The sequence below is a fragment of the Synechococcus sp. MW101C3 genome, assembly GCF_002252635.1.
Lineage (GTDB): Bacteria > Cyanobacteriota > Cyanobacteriia > PCC-6307 > Cyanobiaceae > MW101C3.
In genome coordinates, this window is record NZ_NQKX01000003.1 from 146,982 (window position 1) to 168,733 (window position 21,752).

Sequence of the window (21,752 nt, forward strand, 5' to 3'; positions counted from 1 at the left end):
ATCTTCAAAAGCACCGTAGGGTCGGAACAGATATCAGGAACATATGGCTAGCTCACTCAGTGCCTTTCTTGGCGAGATCGGCAGACATCAACTGCTCAGCCCCGCGCAGGAACTCATGCTGGGCCGCAAGGTTCAGGCCATGGTGGAGATCGAAGAACGTTGCGGCGCAAGCCGACGCAACGGCGAACCCACCCCGCTCACGAGCATCGAAACACGCACGGTCCGCTATGGAATGCGCGCCAAGGAGCAGATGATCGTCGCCAACCTGCGCCTGGTGGTGAACCTGGCCAAGCGCTACCAGGGCAAGGGCCTTGACCTGCTCGACCTGATCCAGGAGGGCACGATCGGCCTGGCGCGGGCGGTGGAGAAGTACGACCCCACCCGCGGCCACCGCTTCAGCACTTATGCCTATTGGTGGATTCGTCAGGGCCTGAACCGGGCCCTCTCCACCCAGAGCCGCATGATCCGGATTCCGGTGAATGTCAACGAGAAACTCACACGGCTGCGGGCCGCCAAGGCGCAGCTGCTGCAGCTCAATGGCCTGACGCCCACATCGCGTGAGCTGGCCGCCTGCATGAACGTTCCCGTTGCCGATGTGGAAGAGCTGCTGGGCTGCGAACTGCGCAGTGTCACCGTGAGCCTGCAGGGCATTGTGAAATCAAAGGCGGATCCCTCCGAGCTGGTGGATGTGCTGCCCAGCAATGAAGTGCCACCGATGGAGCGGGCCGAGCAGGAGGAGCGGGCCGCCATCGCCTGGAACCTGCTCGAAGTGGCCCAGCTGACAGAACGGGAGCGCACGGTGGTGATCCTGCGCTTCGGCCTGGACGCACAGCACGAGTGGCGCACCCTTGCCGAAGTGGCACGCCAACTGGGCTGCAGCCGCGAATACTGCCGCCAGGTGGTGCAACGCGCCCTGCGCAAACTGCGCAAGGCCGGCACACAAGCAGGCTTGGCGGGCGTGGCCTAGGCCGTGATCACCGTCCTCTCCAGCAAGAAGTCCGCCCTGGAACTCTGGAAGCGTGGCCGCGATGATGAACAGATTCGGTGCTTGGGAGTGAGTGATGACGCCAGGAGAAGCCACCCCAGGCGACGCTGGTTTTGAATCTTCCGGCTTCAATGCCGATGGTTCCGGCGATGCCGACCGCACCGTGGATGCACAGGTGCTGGAAAGCAGCGTGGTGGATGAGGGGCTGCTGCAGCGGCTTCTGCGGCGCGCCGGCCGAGCGATCGCTCTGCCCGCACTGGAATGTCTGGAATTGCTGCTCGATGGCCAGACCCCGCCGCAGGTGCGCCTCACGATGCTGGCGGCACTCACCTACCTGCTGCTGCCCCTCGACCTCATCCCTGACTTCGTGCCAGTGGCCGGCTTCAGCGATGATCTGGTGGCGCTCACCGCCCTGCTGGGGCTCACCGGTAGCCACCTCACCCCGGATATCCGGTCACGGGCACGCCGCAAACTGGATCGCTGGTTCCCGCCCACCCGTTGATGGCCTCCTTCACCTCCCCGCAACTGGAGGATCTGCAGACCTTCCTGAAGGAATGGATGCGTCACCATGGCCGCACCCAGTCGGATCTGCGCCGGGCGTTGCGGGCCGGTTCCATCCGCATGCCCGTGCTGCTCGAAGAACTGCAGCGGCTGGAGCAGGAGGAGGGCTTGGCCCGGCTCGCCGCCCAGCTCTGCGCCATTGAGGAGCAGTGGCTGGGTGAGCAGCTGGAAGGCCGTCCGGATGAGCAGCTCGATGGACAGCTGGATCTGTTGCTGCAGGAAATCCTGCAGGACGGCGAGAACTGATCCCCGCAGGCAGAGTGGGAGCATTCACCTCCCTCCGATGCTGCCCCCCCGTCGTCCACCAACCGGCCCAGCCATGGGCCGATCGCTGATGTTGCTCGTCAGCGGCTCCCTGATCAGCTTCGGCAGCCTGGGCGCTGTCCCGGCCTTCGCCCAGCGCGAGGGCTACCTGCTGGGTCCGGGCAGCAACGTGGGTCCCGCCACCCGCATCGTGCCCACCAACTGCGTCACGGCGGCCGATGGCTCAGTTACCTGTGACACCAAGATCGAGAACCCTCCTGGCGACACCCGCGCCAAACCCCAGTACACCCCCTTCGGTAACTGATGCGCTGGAGCCGTGGCAAAGCGGGAGACGAGGCCTTCCTCCATCTCGTTGACCGATTCGAGCGCGCACTCGCCAAGGTGCTCTCGGTGATGCTCTGCATTGTGCTGGTGGCGGCCGGCGTCCAGTTCGTCGGTGCGGTGGGTCAGCAATTCCTTGATCCCAACACCGGCTGGCTGGGCGACGACCTGATCCGCCTGCTCGGCGATCTGCTCACGCTGCTGATCGCCCTCGAGGTGCTGCAGAACGTCACCGCCTACCTGCGCCATCACGTGGTGCAGATCGAGCTGGTGCTGATCACGGCGCTCACGGCCGTGGCGCGGAAGGTGATCGTGCTCCCTCCGGGTTCGGAAGACAAACCGCTGCTGCTGGTGGGTCTCGGCTTGGCCGTGCTGTCGCTGTCCGGGGGCTACTGGCTGGTGCGCCGCGCCGAGATCACGAACGTAAACGCCAGTGCAGCGCCAGCCAGAGCGTTCCCGGAGCAGGATCCGTAGTCTCCACCCGGTGCGCCCGTCCGGGGGCGATCCGCAGCGTGTCGCCCGCCACCAGCTCCCGGCTGGTGGTTTCATCGGCGAAGGCCAGGCGGGCGCCACCGCGCAGCACCAGCACCCACTCCTCCAGCGCCTGGCTCTGCCATTGCCCGGCAGGGGTGGACCAGGCGCAGGAATGGATCCGCTCCAGCCGTAGATCGGGGGTGTCGAGCAGCAGATCCAGCCGCTCTTCACCCGGCGGCGGACAGGTGCTGGCCAGCAGATTGTCGGCACCCGGAGCGGCAGGCGCCAGGTGTTCGCCCCAGCGGCGGCCGATCTCAAAGCCGTGGCGGCGGGCCAGTGCCACCACCTCGTGATGGCTGCTGCAATCGCGCAGGGCCTGCTCCACGTCGGGGTCGGCGTCGCTGAGGGCCACGAAGGCCACCAATTGGCTCACCTTGGCGCGGAACTGCTGCAGATCGCTTTCGGCCATGGACCCTGATGCTGAACCTGTCCATCATCCCGGCGGGGCGGAATCGAGGGTTTTGTGCATCAGCGAGCGCCGGAACGACACCCCTCCCAGTTCCAGATCCTCCATCGCCATCACCTGCCAGCCCTGGCGCTCAAACAGCGGACGGGAGATGAAGCTGGCCTCCGTGCGCAGGGAGGCCACCCCAGCGGTGCGGGCCAGGGCTTCGAGGGCCTGCAGCAGGACGCCGGCCCGGCCCTGGCGGCAGGAACGGCCCCGGCAGTACAACAGCGAAACGCGATCCAGCGGCTCCAGCACGGCGAACGCCTCGATGGGCGGCACGGGATCGGTGCCGGAGGGTTCACCCTCACTCACCAAGCCGAATCCCCGCTCCAGAGTGAGCCTGAAGTCCGGGCGGTTGAGCGGCAGACCTGCCCAGGCCGCCACTTGTTGCGGGCTGTAAAGCGCAGGGGCCTGGGTGTGCACGGCATCGCGATACACCTCGATGACGGCGGTGTGATCGTCGGGAGTGAGACGACGGATCAGCACGGCTGCAGCCTGGCAAAAGCGCCGTGCCTTAAAGCGAGGGGGAACGAAGTGTACATTCGCTGCAGCCATGGGTTTCGTTATCTTCCCAGTTATTCACCCATGCCTGAGTGTTGACGAGGAGAAGAGGACGAAGCTGCCATGCTGAGGCTGTGGGTTGGTGCCGGATCCGCAGCCGGCCGATGGACACCTCAGCACAAAGTGGCGGGCCTCCATCGGCATCACATGGCCACTGTTGACGGACCGGGGCGTACTCCCGAGGCGTTTCGAGGCGCTGATCTTTAAGCACGATCTGGCCAGCGTGAAATCGCAGAGTGAGGCGATGGTGATCGCATGCGATCGATCCATCGTGTAAGTTGTAGAGCGCAAGGCACGTACAACGGAGAAGATCTCATGATCAAAGGAGCAGATTTGCTGGCCAAGGTCAAGGAGATGGGCGACGTCGGGAAATCCGAAATCGTTCGCGCCTGTGGCTATGTTTCCACCAAGAAGGATGGCTCCGACCGCCTCAACTTCACAGCCTTCTATGAGGCGCTGCTGGAGGCCAAGGGTGTGGATCTGGGTGCCACCAGCAAGATGGGCAAAGGTGGCCGCAAGCTCAGCTACATCGCCACTGTGCAAGGCAATGGGAACCTGCTGATCGGCAAGGCCTACACCGCGATGCTGGATCTCAAACCCGGCGACGAATTCGAGATCAAGCTGGGCCGCAAGCAGATCCGGCTGATCCCCGCCGGCAGCGAAGATGTCGAGGCCGACGACTGATCCACCCGACCCTGGCGCCGCCACCCATGCCACTTCCCTGCGCCCACCCCTCTGACCCCGGCCCCGCCGCCCTCAGGCGGCTCCGGCTGGTGGCCTGGCTGGTGGTTTTCGCCGTGATCCTGCTGGCCTGGTGGCCCCGTCCGGCCTGGGGAGACACCCCCACCCTGCAGGCCAGCGGCGCCCAGCTGTTCGAGAACCACTGCGTGGGGTGTCACATCAACGGCGGCAACATCCTGCGGCGCGGCAAAACCCTGAAGCTGGCCGCGCTGCAGCGCCAGGGCATCGACGGCCCCGACGCCATCGCCAGGATCGCCGCCGCCGGCCAGGGCCAGATGAGCGGCTACGCCAAGGTGCTCGGCGACGGCGGCGACCAGCTGGTGGCGGCCTGGGTGTGGGAGCAGGCCCTGCGCGACTGGAAACCGGCCCCTCCCGTGGGCTGAAGGAACAGCGCGCTCAGGCGGCGAACGCAACCCCTCCGCGCTTCACGGTCGCAACGTCATCCGATCGCCTGGATCCACGGGTACACCTGCACCTCGGTCCAGATGCCCTCGCGGGCATACACATCGGCGTGCACCAGCGCTTCCACCTGCTCCAGGGCGTCCGCCTCATAGAGGCCGAACACATGGGTGCTGCCTTCGGTGGGTCCGAGCGTGAGCAGCACACCCTCCGCATGTTGGCGGTGCAGGCCGTCAAGGTGCTCCTGCCGAAAGGGGGTGCGCCGCGTGAGGGCGTCCTCGCAGTAGGTGCCCCAGAGCACGAATTTCGCCATCGCCGTGGTCAGCGGGTTGCAGGCTCCACTGTGCCGCCCCGCCGCCGCCGGCAACGCTCGGAGCAATACCGCACCTCCTCCCACACGGCGCTCCAGCGGCGGCGCCATTGGAACGGCCTGCCGCACACCGGGCAGATCTTGGTGGGGCGGTCACCACGCCGCGACGGCCGGTTGGCAGGCTGTTGTGCTGCCATCCCACCTCCTACGTTGAACAACGCTTCCAGTCCACCACCATGACGCTGGCAACCGCGCCGATCGGTCAGGTCGTCGTGCTGGTCACGCTGCCCCAGCTCCCCTCCCTCCACGACCGCCTGCGGGCGATGGGATTGCGGCCGGGCTCCGAAGTGCAGGTGCTGCGCCGTGGCTTCCCCGGCGGTCTGCTGCATGTGCGTTGCGGGCAGGTTGAATTCATGCTGCGGCGCAGTGATGCTGCGGAGATGGCGATCCGACCGCTGGCTGCTTGATCCGCTCAGCCCAGACCAAGCAGCAGGCCGCCCTGATAGGTGAGCAGGGCCATCACCCAGGCCAGCGTGAACGACCAGGCCAGCGACACCAACACGAACACGCGGCTGCGCGATTCCTGCCACTGCACCGCCACCGTGGACAGGCACGGGGTGTAGAGCAGCGTGAACATCATGAAACTGACGGCCTGCAGCGGCGTGATCGCCTGCACCAACGCTCCGCCCAGGCCCGCCTGGCTGGTGGCATAGATCACCGCCATCGCCCCCAGCAGGATTTCCTTGGCCACGAACCCGAAGATCAGCGACACCGTGAGGGAGGGGTTCATGCCGATCGGCCCGAGCAGCGGCTGGAAGGTGCGTCCGATCATTCCGGACAGCGAGAGGCCGGAAAGGGGGTCGACACCGGGCGGCAGGTTGTTGAGCAGCCACACGGCGATCACGCCGATCACGATGAACTGGCGGGTGGTGAAGAAGAAATTCACCATCTGCTGCCAGGCGCGCTGCAGCATGGTGTCGAGACTGGGGGTGCGGTAAGGGGGCAGCTCGAGCACGAATCCCTCGCGGCCGCGGTACACGTGCTTGAACAGCAGTGCCGTGAGCACCGCCGCCACGAAGCTCATCACGTAGAAGCCGAACACCACCAGCCCCGCCGCCCACCAGGGGCGAACAAAAAAGGCGCCGGCCATGAACACGAACACCGCCAGCCGCGCCTGGCAGAGCGAGAACGGGATCACCAGCATCGACAGCAGCCGCCGGGGACGGTCGCGGATCACCCGGGTGCCCATGATCGCCGGCACGTTGCAGCCGAAGCCCATGATCTGCAGCACGAAGCTGCGGCCATCCATGCCGAGCCAGTGCATGAAGCCGTCCATCAGGAAGGCGGAGCGGGCCAGATAGCCCGAGTCTTCGATCAGGGAGATCATCAGATAGAAGAGGAAGATGATCGGCATGAAGCTCACCACCGTGGTGAGCCCGAGCCAGAGCCCATCGGTGGCCAGGTGCACGAGGAAGGGCGAAAGCCGCAGCGACTGCAGCAGCGGTAGCAGCAGCCGGGTTTCCAGTGCATCGGCGGCAGTGCCGAGCAGCTCCTGCAGTGGCGTGCCGATCGCGTAGATCGCCTGGAACATGGCCAACATCACGACCAGGAACGCCAGCACCCCCACCGCCGGATGCAGCAGGAAGCGGTCGATGCGGTGGCTGAGCCGGTCGATCAGGCCGTGTGGTGCCTGCACACAGGCTGCTGACAACGCCTGCAGGCGCGCGTCGAGTGCATCGGGCTCGAGCCGGGCCGGGGGCGGGAAGGTGGTCGCCTCCAGGCGATGAATCTGATCGAGGAGATCCGGCACCCCGCGACCGCTGCGGGCGCTGATCGGCACCACCGGCACCTGCAGGTCTTCACTGAGGCGGACCGCGTTCACCTTCACGCCGAAGCGCGCGGCTTCGTCGCTCATGTTGAGCGCCACGATGAACGGCAGGCCGGTGGCGCGCAGCTCCAGGGCGAGGCGCAGCTGGGTGGCGGCGCGGCTGGTGTTGATCACCAGCACGATCAGATCCGGCGGGGCTGTGGCCAGATAGCGGCGCACGATCGCCTCGTCTTCGCTGCTGCCCTTGAGGTCATGGATGCCGGGCAGATCCACCAGTTGGTAGTCGTTGCCGAAGGCATCGCTGGGCAGTTCACCGCGCAGCAGATCTACGGTGAGGCCCGGCCAGTTGGCCACATGGGCGCGGCCGCCGGTGAGCTTGTTGTAGAGGGTGGATTTGCCGGTGTTGGGCATGCCGATCAAGGCCACCTGGCGCACCCCGCCCGGCAGCGCCGCCGCCGAGCCGGACGTATGGCAACCCTGGGTGATCGCAGGCATCCCCTCACGTTAGGAGCAGAAAACAAGGCGCAGCCCTCAGCGCGCGGAGGTAGGCGCCAACCAGACCATCGCGCCTCAGCTGGCGATCCAAAAGCAACCCGGATGACCCGCACGGCCCATCCACCAGCGATCCAGGCGGCCAGCGATCAGCACGCCAAGAGGCGAACCTGATGGCGATCCGGCCACGGCCGCTCCCAGGCCCGCGCAGATCGCCATGCTGGGGTCAACAACGCCAACGGACGCTCCATGCAGATCACCACCTGGCAGGCTGATGCTGCCGGAGCCCCGCTGCAGCGCAGCAGCGCCGAGCTGTTGCCTCCAGGCCCCGGCGAAGCGCTGCTGGAGGTGCTGCACTGCGGCCTGTGCCACAGCGATCTGTCGATGCTCGACAACCACTGGGGGATCAGCAGCTATCCGCTGGTGGCCGGCCATGAGGCGGTGGGCCGGGTGGTGGCGGTGGGCGAAGGGGTGCCGGAAACGCTGATCGGCCAGCTGCGCGGCCTGGGCTGGATCGCCGGAAGCTGCAGCCACTGCGCCCTGTGCCTCGGGGGGGATCAGAACCTCTGCGCCGACCTGGAGGCGAGCGTGGTAGGCCGCAGCGGCGGCTTCGCCAGCCATGTGAAAGCCCAGCAGGACTGGCTGATCCCCATCCCCGACAGCCTCGATCCAGCCCTGGCGGGCCCCCTGTTCTGCGGCGGCATCACCGTGTTCGCGCCCCTGATCGACGAGGCCGTCTCCCCCACCGCCCATGTGGGCGTGATCGGCATCGGCGGGTTGGGCCACATGGCGCTGCAGTTCGCCCGCGCCTGGGGCTGCCAGGTGACCGCCATCACCACCAACCCCGCCAAGGCGGAGGAGGCGCGCGGCTTCGGGGCCCATGAGATCCAGCTGCTGGGCGATCTGGCCGCCACGCCGAACCGCTACGACCTGATCATCAACACCACCAACCAACCGCTGGATTGGGACGCGGTGGTGAACGCCCTGGCACCGAAGGGCCGGCTGCACCAGCTCGGTGTGACGCTGGAGCCCATCCCCTTCAATGTGTTCCCGTTCATCGCCGGACGGCGCCAGTTCACCGGCAGCCCCACCTCCTCACCCGCCAGCCTGCTGAAGATGATGGAGTTCTGCGCGCGGCACGGCATCCAACCCCAGGTGGAAAGCCTGCCCATGCACGAGATCAACACCGCCATCGCCCGGCTGCGCAGCGGCGATGTGCGCTACCGCTTCGTGCTCGACGGACCGGCCTGAGCCGGACGCCAGCGCCTCAGGTGCCGGTGCGTCAGCCGCCGGCGGGAGAGCGGCGGAACACCAGCAGGCGGTTGTTGGCCGGCAGCGGAAGATCCGCTTCCGGCACCAGCCCCTGAGCACGTGCGATGGCGATCAGCTTCAGGCTGTCGCGCACCCCCATGGCGGGATCGATCGCGCGCAGGTGGGCGTCAAAGGCGGCATTGCTGGCGCTGGTGTGCACACCGCCGTCGTGGAAGGGGCCGTAAAGCAGAAACAGCCCACCCGCAGCCAGCACCCGGGCACTGCCGGCGAACAGAGCGGGCACGGCCGCCGCCGGCATGATGTGGGCGGTGTTGGCGCTGAACACCGCATCGAACGGACCGGCCGGCCAGTCAGGCTGGGTCACATCCAGCTGCAGCGGCGGCAGCAGCTGGCCGACGGCCAGCGCGCCGTCGGCGCTGGCGTGCGCCTGGCGCCGCCGCAGCCCCGGCAGGTGCTCAGGCCGGTCGCTGAGTTGCCAGCGTACGGGCAGGTGCTGGCTGAAATGCACGCCGTGCTGGCCGGTGCCCGAGCCCACCTCCAGCACCAGTGCCGGCCGGTCGGGGGGCTGGGGCAGCCACGTACGCAGCGCCTCCAGCAACGGCTGCTTGTTGCGCTCGCAGGCTTCGGAAAAGGGTAGATCGAGCGGCTGGGGGGGCATGGGCAGGGCGCTCAGCTGTCGAGGGCCTGGCGCAGGCCGGTCAGATAGGCACCTGCCGCCGCCGGCACCGACTCCGCAGCGGACGCTGCCGCTGCCATCACCTTCACCAGCGCGCTGCCCACGATCGCGCCATCGGCGCCCCAATCGCGCACCTGGCGGGCCTGCTCCGGCCCGGAGATGCCGAAGCCCACGGCCACCGGCGTGGGCCCCATGGCCTTGAGTTGCTGCACCAGGCCGCCCACGCGCAGTTCCATCGCCGCACGCACACCGGTGACCCCGGTGACGCTGACCAGATAGGTGAAGCCCCGGCTGGCGGCGGCGATGCGCCCCATGCGCTCGGATGGGGTGGTGGGGGCCACCAGCAGCACCAGATCAAGCCCCTCCGCCGCGGCGATCGGCGAGAGCCGCTCCGCTTCCTCCAACGGCAGATCCGGCACCACCAGGCCGGCGGCGCCGGCAGCGGCGGCCTCACGGCAGAAGGTGTCCATGCCGCGGTTGAGCAGCGGGTTGCTGTAGGTGAACAGCACCAGGGGAGTGGTGAGCTGACCGCGCAGGCCGGTGAGCATGTCGAGCACCTTGCCCGGCGTGGTGCCGGCGGCGAGGGCGCGGCTGGCGGCCGCCTGGATCACCGGGCCATCGGCCAGCGGATCGCTGTAGGGGATGCCCAGCTCGATCAGGTCGGCGCCGGCCTCCTGAAGGGCGAGCAGGGTGGCGGCGGTGGTGGCCAGATCCGGATCACCAGCCATCAGGAACGGCATCAAGGCGCAACGGCCCTGCGCCTGCAGCTGGCTGAACCGTGCCTGGATGGCCGTGGTGCCGCTGGCGGCGACATTGCTGGACGGGGTGGCGCTCATTCGGAGCCGGATCCTGCACGCTCTGGCCGTGAGCCTATGGGGTCGCTGGCAGGACGTCCCAGCAAGCCCTGGGCCCAATGCCTCAGCCGCGCTGGCTCAAAGACTGGCGTCGTCCTTGAGCTGGCCGATCTCACGCAGCAGGCGTTCCTGCTCGGCAGGGCTGAGGGCGTCGAACTCCTTCTGGAGCTGCTCGGCGGTGATGGCGTCGTAGCCGGCGCGGTACTGGCGGCGCTGCTCCATGAAGGTCATCTTGCCGGTGACCACCCGCAGCAGGTAACTGCCCGTCCAGCCGAGCACGATCAAGATCAGAACAGCCTCGGCGGCGATGCCGGCCGAAAAGCCCTCGAAGCCGGCCGCCTTGAACCCCCAGTAGCCAAGGCCACCGAGGCCGAACACGCCAAGCCCAAGCAGCAGTGCCTGGCCGCGCGTCATTCGCCCTGGCCGGCAAGCCTGAAGTTGAGGAAGGGCGAAAACACGATCATGCCCGGGAAGAACAGGAACACCAGGCCGTAGACGGCCGTGCGCTCGATCTTGCCCATCACCATCCAGCGCTTGTTCATCCAGAAGAAGAGGACCAGCGGCACCACCACCAGATAGGCCCCGCCAAGCAGCAGGTAGGCACCGAGCACCAGCAGGGTGTCAAGCGGCAGGGTGCTGAGAAACCCGGGCAACGGCACGGAGGAAGAGGCAGGGTGCGGCAAATCTAGGATCAGTACGCGGGGGCATGGCGGAACCGGTAGACGCAGCGGACTTAAAATCCGCAGGCCGCAAGGCTGTGGGGGTTCAAGTCCCCCTGCCCCCATCGGTCAGATCCCTTCCGGTAACTGGCATTTACGAAATAGCCTGTCCGCAGGGGTCGGGACCCACTAGGCACTGGTTAGGCACGAAAACACCCAAAAGGGAGCGAGCTAGGCACGGTTTTTGGCACGGTGCCTTTGGCAGGCAAAGACGTCTGAGGTGGACTGGTTTTTCTGGACAGCGCCCATCGTTAACCTCTGAGGGGTGGCACCACCCTTGAAAGGGGGCTCTCACCAATGAGCAAGCGCCGCACCCACAGCCCCGAGTTCAAGGCCAGAGTCGCCATGGAGGCGATCAGTGGCCGCAAGACGATCCAGGAGGTCACGCCATCCACCCGATCCAGGTGAGTCAGTGGAAGAGACAGCTGCTGGATGGTGCAAGTGAGCTGTTCACCCGGGGCAAGAAGGCCATGGACAAGGACGAGAGCCAGGTCAAGGAGGCGGAGCTCTTCCAGCAGTACTGCTGCGCAGAAGCCTGACGGCTACGGCAAGCTGCAGATGGAGCTGGAGTGGCTCAAAAAAAGTCTCAGCTGCTCTGATGCCCGTGAACTGCGCAAGCTGGTCGATCACGACCATCCAGAGTTCAACATCGGCAGGCAATGTGCGCTGCTGAGCCTCCCCAGGTCCACGCTCTACTACCAGCCAACTGCGGTGCGGGAATCGACCCTGCGGATCATGGCCAGGATTGACGCCCTCTACCTGGAGGATCCCTGCAGCGGCAGCCGCCGGTTGGTGGACTACCTGGCCAGAGAGGGGATCCCGATCAGCCGTGACCGGGTGCGAAACCTCATGCGTCGCACGGGTTTACGGGCGATCTACCAGAAGCCCCGCACCACCGTGCCCGGCAAGCCATCGGAGCGGTTTCCCTGCCTGGTGGATCTCAAGCAGGTCACCCGGGTGGATCAGGTCTGGGCGACCGACATCACCTACATCCCGCTGCAGAAGGGATTCCTCTACCTGGTGGCAATCGTGGACCTTTTCTCCAGAGACGTACGCAGCTGGAAGCTCTCGTAGCCTTTGGCTTCCGCGAATGCGGTACAGCCTTGACACGGAGTTCTGCCTGGATGCCTTGGAGATGGCGCTTGACGGTGATCGCAAGCCAGAGATCTTCCACTCCGACCAGGGCTTTCAGTTCACCTCTGGTGACTTCGTGGTCAGGCTGCAGGCTGAAGCCATTCAGATCAGCTGGTGAGGAGGGAAGCGCTGCTACGACAACATCCTGGTGGAGAGGCTGTGGCGGACGGTCAAGTACGTGGCCGCAGGCTTCTCGGCGAAGCCGAGTAGAGGTGCACCTGCACGCCTACAGCGATGGCTGGGAGGCTGAAATCAGCCTGGCCCGATTCCTGTGGAGGTACTGCCATGTAAGGCCACACAGCTCCCTGGGAGGCAGAACTCCCCATGAGGTCTACGCTGAGATCGAACCCTGTTCCTCCCGCCCGGAGTTAACGATGTCAGGGGCCAGATCTGTCCAGTAAGAGGCACCCACCTCAACCAGCAATGATTCGTGCACTTGAAGCGGTAGCCGCCATGATTGGCACCTCTTCAAGCACAACAAGGCTTGGCATTGCATCTAGGAGGCTGAAGAAACGCGTTTCGGACCTCCTATCGGCACCTTGTAACGATCAACAAGGAGACAGTTCCAGCCGTATATCGGCTGGCGGTTTCATTCCGGGGCGCAGGAAAACATCGATTGACCGCGTTCACCCAGAATCACCCGGCTTCTGTAGAGGTATTCAGCAGCCTCCTAGCTTCAACAGACAAGGTACTGCCTTGGTGGGTTGAGGGGATCAATGAATTCCAGACCCAGTATTCATTCTTGACCCTGTTGCAGCGGACGCCCCTCACGACTTGTTGTCATCCGCGTTTCCCGACTGGGTTTGGGCTGGGGAAGAGCAAACTGACCTCGCAGTCATCCAGAGCAAACGTTGGTTCACAATTGGCCCCATCATCGACCACCCCGATCGAGCGTCCAGTCGTATCAAGATAACCCCGCCGGACTGTCTCCTGCCCGAGATATTCGGCTAGCGAGCAGGCCCGTGAAGGGAGCTGATTCGTGCCCATGCAGATCCAGTGGGTTCACAACCTCAGCTGCATTGGTCATATCCTCAAGCCCCCGGGTGTACGAATGAGAAGGGTGACATCTTTCCTGAAACCGGGCGACCTCCCAGGTCTTATCCAGGGAGAGCACCCATCGCCATAGCACCGGAAGGGTTTCGTCCTTGGACCGATAGCCAGGGTCCATTCAACTGCTTGGATCTCGAGCCCATCGGAACCGAGTCAGGCTCGTGTCACTCGAGGGGGACAGGGCCGTCGCTGAAGTCGCCTGCTGGGGCAAATCGTGGAGAAGTCAGATCAGAGATAGGTACCCTCAAACCACGGAAGGAATAGCCATCGGCGAATCCTCCTTCGGCAAGGCTGATAGCGATGTTGCAGGAAAACCGCTAGGGTTCATTGCTGATGGCTACCACCGCAGTCAGCCATCATGCGCACTCCATGGATCATGCTGAGCCTTTGCAAACATCGATCGAAGGGAATATGGACCCTCGATCGGATCAGCTGGACATTCACTTTCAACCAATCATCTCCCTCAAGCAAACCGCTGTCGTGGGCCTCGAGGCCCTCGCGCGACCGAAGCACATGGGTGTCGGACAGCTGTTCGCCCAGGCCCGCAAGGAAGGCAGGCTGCTGGCACTCGATCGCCGCTGCCGCACCCTTGCCATGGAGCGTTACCGGGATCTCAACCTGCCCCGGTCCCTGCGACCCTTTCTGTTTCTCAACTTCGAAAGCTCATTGATCGACGAGGGGGTGGAGGGCTCTGGAGCTCTGCTTGAGGCCACCCTGGCCACGGGTCTGGAACCCAGTGACATCGTGATCGAGCTCAACGAAACCAAAGTGCAAAACACGGTGACCCTGAAGCGCTTCGTGGAGCGCCATCGTGAACTCGGTTTCCTGATCGCTATCGACGACATGGGAACCGGCCACAGCAACCTGCCCCGCATCGCCGAATTGCGGCCCCACATCATCAAGATCGACCGCAGTCTCATCGCCGGAGTCGAAAGCGACTTCTTCAAACAGGAAACCATGAAGTCACTGGTCCTACTCGGAAAGACCATCGGCACCCTGGTGGTGGCCGAAGGGGTGGAAACCCAGGCAGAACTGGACACATGCGCCGCCCTCGGAGCGGAGTTCTTTCAGGGTTATCACTTTGCGCGCGCCAAGCCATCGGCGGATCTGCACTTGGCGGTCCTGCAGCCAGCGCTGATGGAAGCCGCCTGCCGCCAGCGGGCCAAGGCCGTGGCCACCATCCAGGCCCGGCACAAGGAGAGCTTCGATTTGATCACTCTGGCCCTCGCAGGATGTGAACGCCTACGCCACAGCGCTGCCAGCGCGTTCGACAGCGGCCTTGCCAACTGGGTGAGTAGCAACACCGCCATCGAAGCGGCCTACCTGCTCGACGGGGACGGCCTGCAGATCAGCAACACACACCTGGGCAGGGGGCTACGCCCGTCCGGGAACCGCCTGTTCACGCCCGCCACGCGGGGCACCGACCACGCCAACAAGGAGTACTTCTTCAGCTTGATTGACACCGGTCTCCATCAGTACATCACTGACACTTACATCAGCTTGGCCACCGGCCAGCCCTGCCGCACCCTGGCCATGAGGCTGGAGCACGCCAGCGGCACTTCCTTCGTGCTCTGCATTGATCAACGTCTGTCCGACGACAATCTGGTTGAGGGTTCGCGCCAAACAGGTTGACCGCTCTGGAGTGGTTCAGCTGAATCCGGTTGCCATGCGCAGGGCACCGGGTCATGCCTGCTCCCCTCACCACCTAACAGATTGCGCTGTACGTGTCCAAACGACGAGCCGGCCGCCGCCAAGAGGTGGCCGCCGCTCCGGCGGGCATTTGGGTGAGCAGTGCCCACCGGATTGATTCAGGCCGGCTGCAACCCAAAGCCGCCAAACCCCCTGGACGTCGACGTCCAGACCCGTTGGCCGAGGTCTGGGATCCGCTGCTACTCCCGCTGCTGGAACGCCACCCTGCCCTGACACCCACCACCGTGTTGGAACACCTGCAGGAGTAAAGCCAGATCAGGACTGGAGTTCACTCAACCGCACCCTGCAGCGACGGGTGCAGCACTGGAAGGCCCTCCATGGCCCAACACCCGAGGTGATGTTCCCGCTGGCCTACCAGCCCGGCGAGATCGGGTTCTGCGACTTCACCAAGGTCAAACGTGTGGAGATCACCCGGCGGGGAAAGCCGTTTCCGCACCTGCTGTTCCACTACCGCCTAGCCTGGAGCGGCTGGCCTACGGCCAGGTCATCCACGGCGGTGAAAGGTTTGTCGCCCTCTCAGAGGGGCTGTAGAACGCCCTTGCCGCCACGGTGCCGTTGTCCTGCAACAGGCGGTCGGCCAGGGTCGATTTGCCGTGGTCGATGTTGGCGATGATGCAGAAGTTTCTGCAGAACCGTGCCGGCCACTGTCCTCACCTCGAACCTGCCATCCCGTCCGGCTCCTGCGCGGATGTATGCCCGTCGGTGTTCCCACGCTCCGGTTGGCTCGACCCGCAGGCCTAAGGCGGCCGGGCCCGAACCGTCCGACCTCCTTAGGCTTGGCTCCGGGGCAAGGCATGGATGCATCCTCTGCTCGGGGCACTTCTCAAGCCACGGCGACTTCCCTCTCTGTGGCAGCGGCAGCGCCCGTGGTCTCTGCTGCACTCCTGGTGGAAAGACGAGCGGCACTCGCTGAACCGGGCCAAAGCCCGCCTGCCCGGCCTGGCCGCCCTGCTGCTGCTCACCCCGCTGCTCGGCCTAGAGATCGCCCGGCGCAGTGACAACATCAGGATTGAAAAAGACACCCAGCGCCGTGAACAGCTGGAGGTGGTGATGGCGGCGCTGCTGAGCGTCAAGCGCACCGTCTTCGACTGGGGCCACTGGGACGACGCCTACGAGTTCGCCGCCGGCCGCAATCCCGGCTTCGTCAGCCTCGACGTGGCCAGCACCTCGCTGTTCGATGGCGAGGCCCGCATGGTGATCTTCGGCCCCGGCGGCAAGACCCTGCTCACCTACAGCCGCGGCATCCGCCGCCGCCATGCGGCCACCACCAACAGCCATGGAGTCGGTGGCGGTATGCCGCAGGAGCTGATCCGCTGCGCCCGCGATCAGCTGCCCGCCCTCGTCACGCTGAACAGCTTCCGCCGCCTCGCTTGCCCCAGCGACGACGGCCAGCTCTACATGGGTGTGATCACGCCTCTCACCGATAACGCCAGCCTGCGGCCCGCCCGCGGCGCCCTGGTGTTGTTCGAACCGCTGCTCAAATCCGACTACGGCCCCAACCTCAGCGGCAGCCTCAGCCAGCTCGGGGAGGCCGTGCAGTTCATGGCTACGGACGACGACGCCGCGGCCGCCCGCGCCGGTGTCGAACTGGTGGAACCGCCAATCCACTCCAACGATCGCCAGCGGCTCGGCCTGCGCCGCCAACCGGTGCTGCCCATTGTGGCCCGCTCCCTGGCCGACGATCTTCTGCTGATCCTTGCCATTGTCGCCGGCCTGCTCGTCTTCCGCATCCTCCTGGTGCTGGAGCGGCGGCGGCAGAAGGTACTGCGGTGCAAGGTGGAGCGCCGCGCCGCCCAGCGCATCCGCCGGGCCTGCCGCGACCTCGACGCCCTGCTGGAGGGGGTGGGGAAGGGGCCCGAGGGCCTCCCCGATGGGCCCTCCGAAACGCACGTGCTGGCCCGGCTGATCCACAGCGGAATAGAAACCGCCCCAGACAGCGATCCGCTCCTGTTACCCGAGCATGAGGCGGCCACCATGGAGTCCAGGCTCGCCGAGGTGGCGGACCGCTTTCAGCATTTTCTGCGGTCGGCCCGCTCGCTCGCTCTGTTCGATTCGCTCACCCAGCTGCCCAATCGTCGCTACTTCATCGAGCAGCTTCAGATCGAAGTGCAGCGGGCCCACCGCAGCCGCCAGGCCTCCGCGATCCTGTTCGTGGATGTCGACAAGTTCAAGAACATCAACGACACCTACGGCCACGATGCCGGCGATGCCGCCCTGGTGATCACCGCCCAGCGGCTCCAGGATCAGATCCGCGGCGGTGATTTCCTCGCCCGCTACGGCGGTGACGAGTTCGCCATCCTCATGGCCCCGTACGCCGGTCCCGACCGCTCTGGCGGCGACCTGCGCAGCCAGGCCCGCCAGTTGGCCCAGCGGGTGGCCAAGGCCTTCGAAGACAGCTTTCAGGTGGCAGGGGTCTCGATCGAGATCAGCCTCAGCATCGGCATCGCCACGGTGGAGCCCGACGAAACCGACATCGAGGCGTGCATCAAGCGCTCCGACATCGCCATGTACCAGGCGAAGCAGCACAAGCACAGCCGCATCTCCATCTTCGAAGCCAACGCCGCCACCACCGAGCTCGACGACTACAGCCTCTATTCCGACCTGATGCGGGCCCTGCGCCAGGGTGAGCTGCGCATGCTGTTCCAGCCGATCGTCGATGGCTCCGACACCATCCACGGCGTGGAAGCCTTGGCCCGCTGGCACCACCCCCAGCAGGGCGATGTTTCACCGGAGGTGTTCATCGCCCTGGCGGAGCGCTACCGCCAAATGGACATCCTCGGCGAGGAACTGGTGCGCCTTGCGATCGAGGGCTTCGTGCGCCTGCGCCAGCAGCTCGGCCCGGAGCTCCAGCTCGCCGTCAACGTCACCCCGTCGCAACTCTCGCACCCCAACATTGTGGATCGGCTGCTGGGCCTGCTCGCCTGGGAGGGGATCCCCTTCCACCTCCTCACTTTGGAGATCACCGAACGCTCGGTGCTGGAGTCCACCGACACCGTGGCTGGCAACATCCGCCTGCTTCAGGACCAGGGGGTGCGCCTGGCCCTCGACGACTTCGGCATCGGGTATTCCTCGCTCAACCTGCTCATCACCCTCAAGCCCAACGGCCTCAAGATCGACAAATCATTCGTGACGGCGATGCACGTCAACCCCTTCGCCAATCAGATCGTCACCATGATCGCTGGCCTGGCCAGCCGCATGGAGCTTGATCTGGTGGCGGAAGGGGTCGACAACCCCGACACCCTGGTGTTGCTGCAGAACCTCGGCCTGCGCTTCTTTCAAGGCTTCCTTTACTGCAGTCCCCTCTCGGTCGAGGGCGTCCTGGCCCGCTACAGCAGCGGATCGGGTTCACAGGCGGCGCTCTCCGCCAGGCCGCCGTCAGGGCCGGCGTAACGCCCCAGCCGCACCAGCCCCAGGGGCAGGGCAATCACCAGGCAGCGCCGCAGCAGCGTGCCCGCGCTGGCCAGCACCACCGTGCCGCCATCGATCACCAGACCGTTGCTGCTGAACCGCAGGGCGGCCGGATCGACCATGAAGGTGACGCTCTGGCTGGTTGGGTGGCGCAGAGGCAAGCAGAAGCTGCTGGGGCGGAGTGCAGTCAACCGGAACGCCTGGCTGCAGCAGAAGCGGTGCTGGGTGCCTGGCCGGTTCCCGTCAGCTATGGCGGCGAGCGGGCCTGTTACCTACCCCAGATCGATCGGATCCAGCTACCGGAGCGGGCTGCCGTTCGTTCTGCTGCTGGGTTCTACGCCACCTGGGCGCATGAGGTGATCCACTCCACCGGGCACGCCAGCCGCCTCCAGCGGGACCTGAGCGGGCGGTTCGGCTCGAAGGCCTATGCCCGAGAGGAACTGGTGGCGGAACTTGGTTCAGTGCTGCTGGGGGACCAGCTGGAGATTGGCAGCGCGATCGAAAACCACGCGGCCTACCTCGACCACTGGGTTGAGTTGCTTAAGGAGACTCCGCAGTTGCTGTACCAGGTGCTCGGAGAGGTGAGGCGTGCGGTGGAGCTGGTTCTACTTCAGAGAGGGGATAAGCAAGGGACGCCAGCAGAGACTGACCCTACATGCCAGTAACGGCAATGCCATACATGCCGCCACGCTGGAGAGCCGGCTGGAGGAGCTGGGAGTGCTCAGATCCTTCTCCAGGCCACGGGTATCCAACGACAACCCCTACTCCGAATCCCTGTTCCGCACGGCCAAATACCGGCCTGACTACCCCAGCCGGCCATTCACCAGCAAGGAGGCCGCCTGCCAGTGGGTGACCTCGTTTGTGGACTGGTACAACCACCGGCACCCGCCACACGGGGATCACATTCGTGACACCCCATCAGCGCCACAACGGTGATTCTGTGGAGATCTGCCGTCACCGGGCTGGCGCGGCGGTTCTGAAAAAAAGATGAATACAGTTAAGATGGTGTGGTGTTGACTTTATCTAAATCTTTGGATCTCCAGCGCTTTACCCGCAACGCTTCCTTTGGGGTTTATTCGCTTGCCATCTTACTGGCATCTGGAAGGGCTGAAGCCTCGCCATCGCAGTTCCAGGTCATCATCGACGCTTCTAATCCAGCAGCCGTTACGTTCTCTGGAACCCTTGCTCCGGCCTTGGCTAATTCCACCGGCCAGGGTTTTGCCGTGGTGTTCGAGGGAACACTCTTAGGCAGCTTACGATTTGCCTCATTAACTCCCGGCAGTTTCGCAGCCAATCAATCTAATTATCGATACGGCATTCTTTCCGCTGCTCAGCCTAATGCTGTTTCGCCTGATGGCGGTCTGCGCCTTACCTGTTGTGGCAATCAAACCCAGACCTTCATCGCAGGGCAAACTGCATTCTCCGGACTATCGACGTTCAACCTGACGCCTTTTCCCATTGCCACCACAGATCGCACAGGAAATATCCTCGTAAGCGATATTAATGGCAACACCACAGCAACGGTGGTCGGCCACTACAGCTACATCGTCCCAGGCCCGCTCCCTGTTCTCGGCGCTGGTGCTGCCTTCTTTTGGAGCCGGAAACTCCGCAAGCGCCTCAAGCATTCCAAGCCCGAAATGATTCCAGCCACTAGGGTCTGAGGTGGTCAACAAGAGCTTCATCTGACGGAGCTGTCAGTGCATTTCTTCAGTGCATTTTTTGCACCGGCAGTTCCGTAGCTGCTGCGCCAGACACCGCTGACCGTAACCCGGTGGGCAGGGTGTGTTCTTTGGCGCCTCAGCCATGAATAGCCGCTCGTTCTAGATCTCCTGCTGGAAGTGGCCCTACCGCCACACGCGTCACCTGCGCTGGTTGGTGGCATTGACCTGGCCCCCGCAATCCTTTCCTCGCCGGCTCGCCATCGAGCTGGAACTGCGCCGCTGCGAAGGCAACTGGAAGCTGCCCTAGCGACCTCTGGCGGAACCCCTTGATGAGGGGGCCTGCTGGAGACCCGCGCCTGCGGGGCCCACTAGCGCCAGTCTTGTAGCGCCAATCTTGGCTTGACAATAACAATTCTCGAGAGCTTACATGTCCATTACTAAAATGAGCCTGACCAATAGAGAGACGGTGACAGAATTAACGTGGAAAGATGATTAGTAACTGCAATTGGCAACTGAGTATTTATTATTGCTGGCATTCGCCCTACCTGCTTCATAGTCACATTTCATGATGGCGTTCTTCCTTCGCGGGATGTTGATTGCACTAGGATTGTTTCGAAATACCTGAGTCATGAGATCCGCGAACGTACCAGTTTCCAACGAAATGAAGCTCTTCCCACCACGTCCGCTTTCCACCATCATTTCTTTCGAGTTAAATCGGACAAAGCCAATCGTTCCCTTGCTGGGATCAATCTGGACTGCCCAAAAGATGCCGTACAGCAGCGCATTGACATCAATGATGGGTACATTAACTCTGTTGCGATTGTAGATCTCCTGTTTCCAGTTTCTAAGGTCATCCCATGTGTTACTGGCGTCACAGTGCCCGTTGAGCTTCTCGGGTGAGCTGCGGTTGTCACATCCGTAGTGCCCATGGATAACAGCAGCGATGTTCATGTCTGCTGCAACTTGCTCAAACTCTGGTGACATTGTGCCATCTAACCTGTGGGAAAAGAGGATTACCGGTAGGTCCAGGCGTCCTTCACTGGATAGCTTATCTCGAATTCTTTTGAGGTATCTCGTAGAGGTCGTCGAGTAAAGCTCGTTGTGCAGCTGGACCAAGAGAACACCCGGTTTCGGATTTGGTGTACTCCAGAAATTCAAGTTGAATGAGAAGTTATATGTTGGCTTATTGAGCTCAATCGCGTAGTAATAGGCATCCTCATTCATGCAGTACCAAGCATCACCGTATCCGAAGGAGCCGCAACTCGTCAGCATATTGTTATATCTGCTATCCTTAAGAGAAGTAGCGGCTCTCCAGATAATGTCATCCTGAGAAGGTTTTTCTTCATTGTCAATCTGACTAAGGAATAGATCGTAGACACGCCAGCCTAAAAATCTAGGGGCAACAAAGTTATGCTCCTCAATCTCCTGCAAGCTCATTGGCTTGGCCCGGTCGTCGGAAGCAAGGGAGCCCATATGGTACAAACCTCGTGGACTGTCGAAACTCACCCAGTCATCAGCGAAGTTATCGTTATCATGATTGCCAAGGCCATCAAATACCTTGATGCCGAGTTTCTCGATTGGGAGATGGAATACTTCGCCGTATTTTCGGGCTTTGTCGGGTTTGTCGTGGGACAGATCACCAGCAACAACGAGGACCTTGCTACAGTCCGTGCAATGATTCAAGATACGGGCTGCGCGCAAGCCTGTTTCAGTGGCTAGGGCATCATCACCAAAACTGTACTGTGGATCCGCACCGACGAAGAAGGTGATCGGTTCGGCCTTGGCGGTTGCATGAAGCAGGCCGAGCGCCATGGCGAGGAGAAC

Annotated in this window: 28 protein-coding genes, 1 tRNA gene and 1 pseudogene; 18 read left to right on the forward strand and 12 right to left on the reverse strand. The window is 63.9% G+C overall.

Annotated elements, in window-relative coordinates:
• The first annotated feature begins 43 nt into the window (after positions 1–43).
• The 5 genes from CJZ80_RS04695 (at position 44) to CJZ80_RS04715 (ending at position 2,605) form a co-directional block, all read left to right on the forward strand.
• On the forward strand, positions 44–967 hold the full coding sequence (locus CJZ80_RS04695) for an RNA polymerase sigma factor RpoD/SigA (protein ID WP_094510919.1): 924 nt from the start codon (positions 44–46) through the stop codon (positions 965–967).
• 94 nt (positions 968–1,061) lie between these two features.
• The gene (locus CJZ80_RS04700) at positions 1,062–1,487 is read left to right on the forward strand and encodes a YkvA family protein (RefSeq protein ID WP_233132810.1); all 426 of its coding nucleotides are present in this window, start codon (positions 1,062–1,064) and stop codon (positions 1,485–1,487) included.
• Complete coding sequence (locus CJZ80_RS04705; RefSeq protein WP_094510920.1) at positions 1,487–1,792, forward strand: hypothetical protein; 306 nt, start codon at positions 1,487–1,489, stop codon at positions 1,790–1,792. Before CJZ80_RS04700 ends, CJZ80_RS04705 begins: the two co-directional genes overlap by 1 nt.
• A gap of 88 nt (positions 1,793–1,880) precedes the next feature.
• A complete protein-coding gene (locus tag CJZ80_RS04710; RefSeq protein ID WP_094511069.1) occupies positions 1,881–2,114 on the forward strand; it encodes a hypothetical protein in 234 nt (77 codons plus the stop codon).
• A complete protein-coding gene (locus CJZ80_RS04715) occupies positions 2,114–2,605 on the forward strand; it encodes a phosphate-starvation-inducible PsiE family protein (RefSeq protein ID WP_094510921.1) in 492 nt (163 codons plus the stop codon). Before CJZ80_RS04710 ends, CJZ80_RS04715 begins: the two co-directional genes overlap by 1 nt.
• Here the strand turns inward: CJZ80_RS04715 and CJZ80_RS04720 are convergent.
• Both CJZ80_RS04720 and CJZ80_RS04725 read right to left on the reverse strand, forming a co-directional pair.
• Positions 2,547–3,074, reverse strand: a complete 528-nt coding sequence (locus tag CJZ80_RS04720; RefSeq protein WP_094510922.1) for a Nif11 domain/cupin domain-containing protein — start codon at positions 3,072–3,074, stop codon at positions 2,547–2,549. The two genes, CJZ80_RS04715 and CJZ80_RS04720, sit on opposite strands and share 59 nt — an antisense overlap.
• A 24-nt stretch (positions 3,075–3,098) precedes the next feature.
• Positions 3,099–3,599, reverse strand: coding sequence for a hypothetical protein (locus CJZ80_RS04725; RefSeq protein ID WP_094510923.1), 501 nt, complete (start codon positions 3,597–3,599; stop codon positions 3,099–3,101).
• A gap of 390 nt (positions 3,600–3,989) precedes the next feature.
• Here CJZ80_RS04725 and CJZ80_RS04735 point away from each other — a divergent pair, with 390 nt between their 5' ends.
• Together CJZ80_RS04735 and CJZ80_RS04740 are read left to right on the forward strand one after the other, a co-directional pair.
• Complete coding sequence (locus CJZ80_RS04735) at positions 3,990–4,358, forward strand: AbrB family transcriptional regulator (protein ID WP_094510925.1); 369 nt, start codon at positions 3,990–3,992, stop codon at positions 4,356–4,358.
• Between the two features lie 26 nt (positions 4,359–4,384).
• The gene (locus CJZ80_RS04740; protein ID WP_094510926.1) at positions 4,385–4,798 is read left to right on the forward strand and encodes a c-type cytochrome; all 414 of its coding nucleotides are present in this window, start codon (positions 4,385–4,387) and stop codon (positions 4,796–4,798) included.
• 56 nt (positions 4,799–4,854) lie between these two features.
• Here CJZ80_RS04740 and CJZ80_RS04745 read toward each other — a convergent pair whose 3' ends face one another.
• Positions 4,855–5,127: a YciI family protein gene (locus CJZ80_RS04745; RefSeq protein ID WP_094510927.1), complete on the reverse strand. Its 273-nt coding sequence runs from the start codon at positions 5,125–5,127 to the stop codon at positions 4,855–4,857.
• Positions 5,128–5,135: 8 nt separating this feature from the next.
• Positions 5,136–5,321: a DUF2256 domain-containing protein gene (locus CJZ80_RS04750; RefSeq protein WP_094510928.1), complete on the reverse strand. Its 186-nt coding sequence runs from the start codon at positions 5,319–5,321 to the stop codon at positions 5,136–5,138.
• Positions 5,322–5,360: 39 nt separating this feature from the next.
• Here CJZ80_RS04750 and CJZ80_RS04755 point away from each other — a divergent pair, with 39 nt between their 5' ends.
• Positions 5,361–5,591: a FeoA family protein gene (locus tag CJZ80_RS04755; RefSeq protein ID WP_094510929.1), complete on the forward strand. Its 231-nt coding sequence runs from the start codon at positions 5,361–5,363 to the stop codon at positions 5,589–5,591.
• 5 nt (positions 5,592–5,596) lie between these two features.
• Here CJZ80_RS04755 and feoB read toward each other — a convergent pair whose 3' ends face one another.
• Positions 5,597–7,447 (reverse strand): ferrous iron transport protein B, encoded by a 1,851-nt coding sequence (feoB, locus tag CJZ80_RS04760; RefSeq protein ID WP_094510930.1) that lies wholly within the window; start codon positions 7,445–7,447, stop codon positions 5,597–5,599.
• Between the two features lie 246 nt (positions 7,448–7,693).
• Here feoB and CJZ80_RS04765 point away from each other — a divergent pair, with 246 nt between their 5' ends.
• On the forward strand, positions 7,694–8,695 hold the full coding sequence (locus CJZ80_RS04765; RefSeq protein ID WP_094510931.1) for an NAD(P)-dependent alcohol dehydrogenase: 1,002 nt from the start codon (positions 7,694–7,696) through the stop codon (positions 8,693–8,695).
• A gap of 31 nt (positions 8,696–8,726) precedes the next feature.
• On the opposite strand, the gene CJZ80_RS04770 is transcribed toward CJZ80_RS04765, so the two are convergent.
• The 4 genes from CJZ80_RS04770 to ndhL form a co-directional block, all read right to left on the reverse strand.
• Positions 8,727–9,374 carry a DUF938 domain-containing protein gene (locus CJZ80_RS04770; RefSeq protein ID WP_094510932.1) on the reverse strand — a complete coding sequence of 216 codons (648 nt, stop codon included), beginning with the start codon at positions 9,372–9,374 and terminating at the stop codon, positions 8,727–8,729.
• Positions 9,375–9,385: 11 nt separating this feature from the next.
• A complete protein-coding gene (gene trpA, locus CJZ80_RS04775) occupies positions 9,386–10,228 on the reverse strand; it encodes a tryptophan synthase subunit alpha (RefSeq protein ID WP_094510933.1) in 843 nt (280 codons plus the stop codon).
• A gap of 96 nt (positions 10,229–10,324) precedes the next feature.
• On the reverse strand, positions 10,325–10,660 hold the full coding sequence (locus CJZ80_RS04780; protein WP_094510934.1) for a DUF3007 family protein: 336 nt from the start codon (positions 10,658–10,660) through the stop codon (positions 10,325–10,327).
• A complete protein-coding gene (gene ndhL / locus CJZ80_RS04785) occupies positions 10,657–10,905 on the reverse strand; it encodes an NAD(P)H-quinone oxidoreductase subunit L (RefSeq protein ID WP_158217430.1) in 249 nt (82 codons plus the stop codon). Before ndhL ends, CJZ80_RS04780 begins: the two co-directional genes overlap by 4 nt.
• A gap of 41 nt (positions 10,906–10,946) precedes the next feature.
• On the opposite strand from ndhL, the gene CJZ80_RS04790 reads away from it, so the two are divergent.
• The 5 genes from CJZ80_RS04790 (at position 10,947) to CJZ80_RS04800 (ending at position 14,781) form a co-directional block, all read left to right on the forward strand.
• Positions 10,947–11,030 (forward strand) — tRNA-Leu (locus CJZ80_RS04790).
• Positions 11,031–11,369: 339 nt separating this feature from the next.
• On the forward strand, positions 11,370–11,504 hold the full coding sequence (locus CJZ80_RS15785) for a hypothetical protein (RefSeq protein WP_255374110.1): 135 nt from the start codon (positions 11,370–11,372) through the stop codon (positions 11,502–11,504).
• Between the two features lie 19 nt (positions 11,505–11,523).
• Positions 11,524–12,039 carry an IS3 family transposase gene (locus CJZ80_RS15595; RefSeq protein WP_233132811.1) on the forward strand — a complete coding sequence of 172 codons (516 nt, stop codon included), beginning with the start codon at positions 11,524–11,526 and terminating at the stop codon, positions 12,037–12,039.
• Positions 12,040–12,311: 272 nt separating this feature from the next.
• Positions 12,312–12,500 carry a transposase gene (locus tag CJZ80_RS15600; RefSeq protein ID WP_233132812.1) on the forward strand — a complete coding sequence of 63 codons (189 nt, stop codon included), beginning with the start codon at positions 12,312–12,314 and terminating at the stop codon, positions 12,498–12,500.
• A 1,060-nt stretch (positions 12,501–13,560) separates the two neighbouring features.
• The gene (locus CJZ80_RS04800; RefSeq protein WP_233132813.1) at positions 13,561–14,781 is read left to right on the forward strand and encodes an EAL domain-containing protein; all 1,221 of its coding nucleotides are present in this window, start codon (positions 13,561–13,563) and stop codon (positions 14,779–14,781) included.
• 614 nt (positions 14,782–15,395) lie between these two features.
• Here the strand turns inward: CJZ80_RS04800 and CJZ80_RS04805 are convergent.
• Positions 15,396–15,500: pseudogene (locus CJZ80_RS04805) on the reverse strand (GTP-binding protein); the annotation flags it as partial.
• A gap of 157 nt (positions 15,501–15,657) precedes the next feature.
• Between CJZ80_RS04805 and CJZ80_RS04810 the strand changes: the two are divergent.
• Positions 15,658–18,249 carry a bifunctional diguanylate cyclase/phosphodiesterase gene (locus tag CJZ80_RS04810; protein ID WP_094510937.1) on the forward strand — a complete coding sequence of 864 codons (2,592 nt, stop codon included), beginning with the start codon at positions 15,658–15,660 and terminating at the stop codon, positions 18,247–18,249.
• Here the strand turns inward: CJZ80_RS04810 and CJZ80_RS04815 are convergent.
• Positions 18,186–18,428, reverse strand: coding sequence for a hypothetical protein (locus tag CJZ80_RS04815; RefSeq protein ID WP_233132814.1), 243 nt, complete (start codon positions 18,426–18,428; stop codon positions 18,186–18,188). The genes CJZ80_RS04810 and CJZ80_RS04815 overlap by 64 nt on opposite strands.
• Before the next feature lie 57 nt (positions 18,429–18,485).
• Here CJZ80_RS04815 and CJZ80_RS04820 point away from each other — a divergent pair, with 57 nt between their 5' ends.
• The 3 genes from CJZ80_RS04820 (at position 18,486) to CJZ80_RS14935 (ending at position 19,928) form a co-directional block, all read left to right on the forward strand.
• A complete protein-coding gene (locus CJZ80_RS04820) occupies positions 18,486–18,932 on the forward strand; it encodes a zincin-like metallopeptidase domain-containing protein (protein ID WP_233132815.1) in 447 nt (148 codons plus the stop codon).
• 52 nt (positions 18,933–18,984) lie between these two features.
• Positions 18,985–19,203 (forward strand): integrase core domain-containing protein, encoded by a 219-nt coding sequence (locus tag CJZ80_RS15605; protein WP_233132816.1) that lies wholly within the window; start codon positions 18,985–18,987, stop codon positions 19,201–19,203.
• A gap of 77 nt (positions 19,204–19,280) precedes the next feature.
• Positions 19,281–19,928 (forward strand): hypothetical protein, encoded by a 648-nt coding sequence (locus CJZ80_RS14935; protein WP_144036924.1) that lies wholly within the window; start codon positions 19,281–19,283, stop codon positions 19,926–19,928.
• Positions 19,929–20,420: 492 nt separating this feature from the next.
• On the opposite strand, the gene CJZ80_RS14940 is transcribed toward CJZ80_RS14935, so the two are convergent.
• Complete coding sequence (locus tag CJZ80_RS14940) at positions 20,421–21,740, reverse strand: hypothetical protein (protein WP_144036925.1); 1,320 nt, start codon at positions 21,738–21,740, stop codon at positions 20,421–20,423.
• Positions 21,741–21,752: the final 12 nt, after the last annotated feature.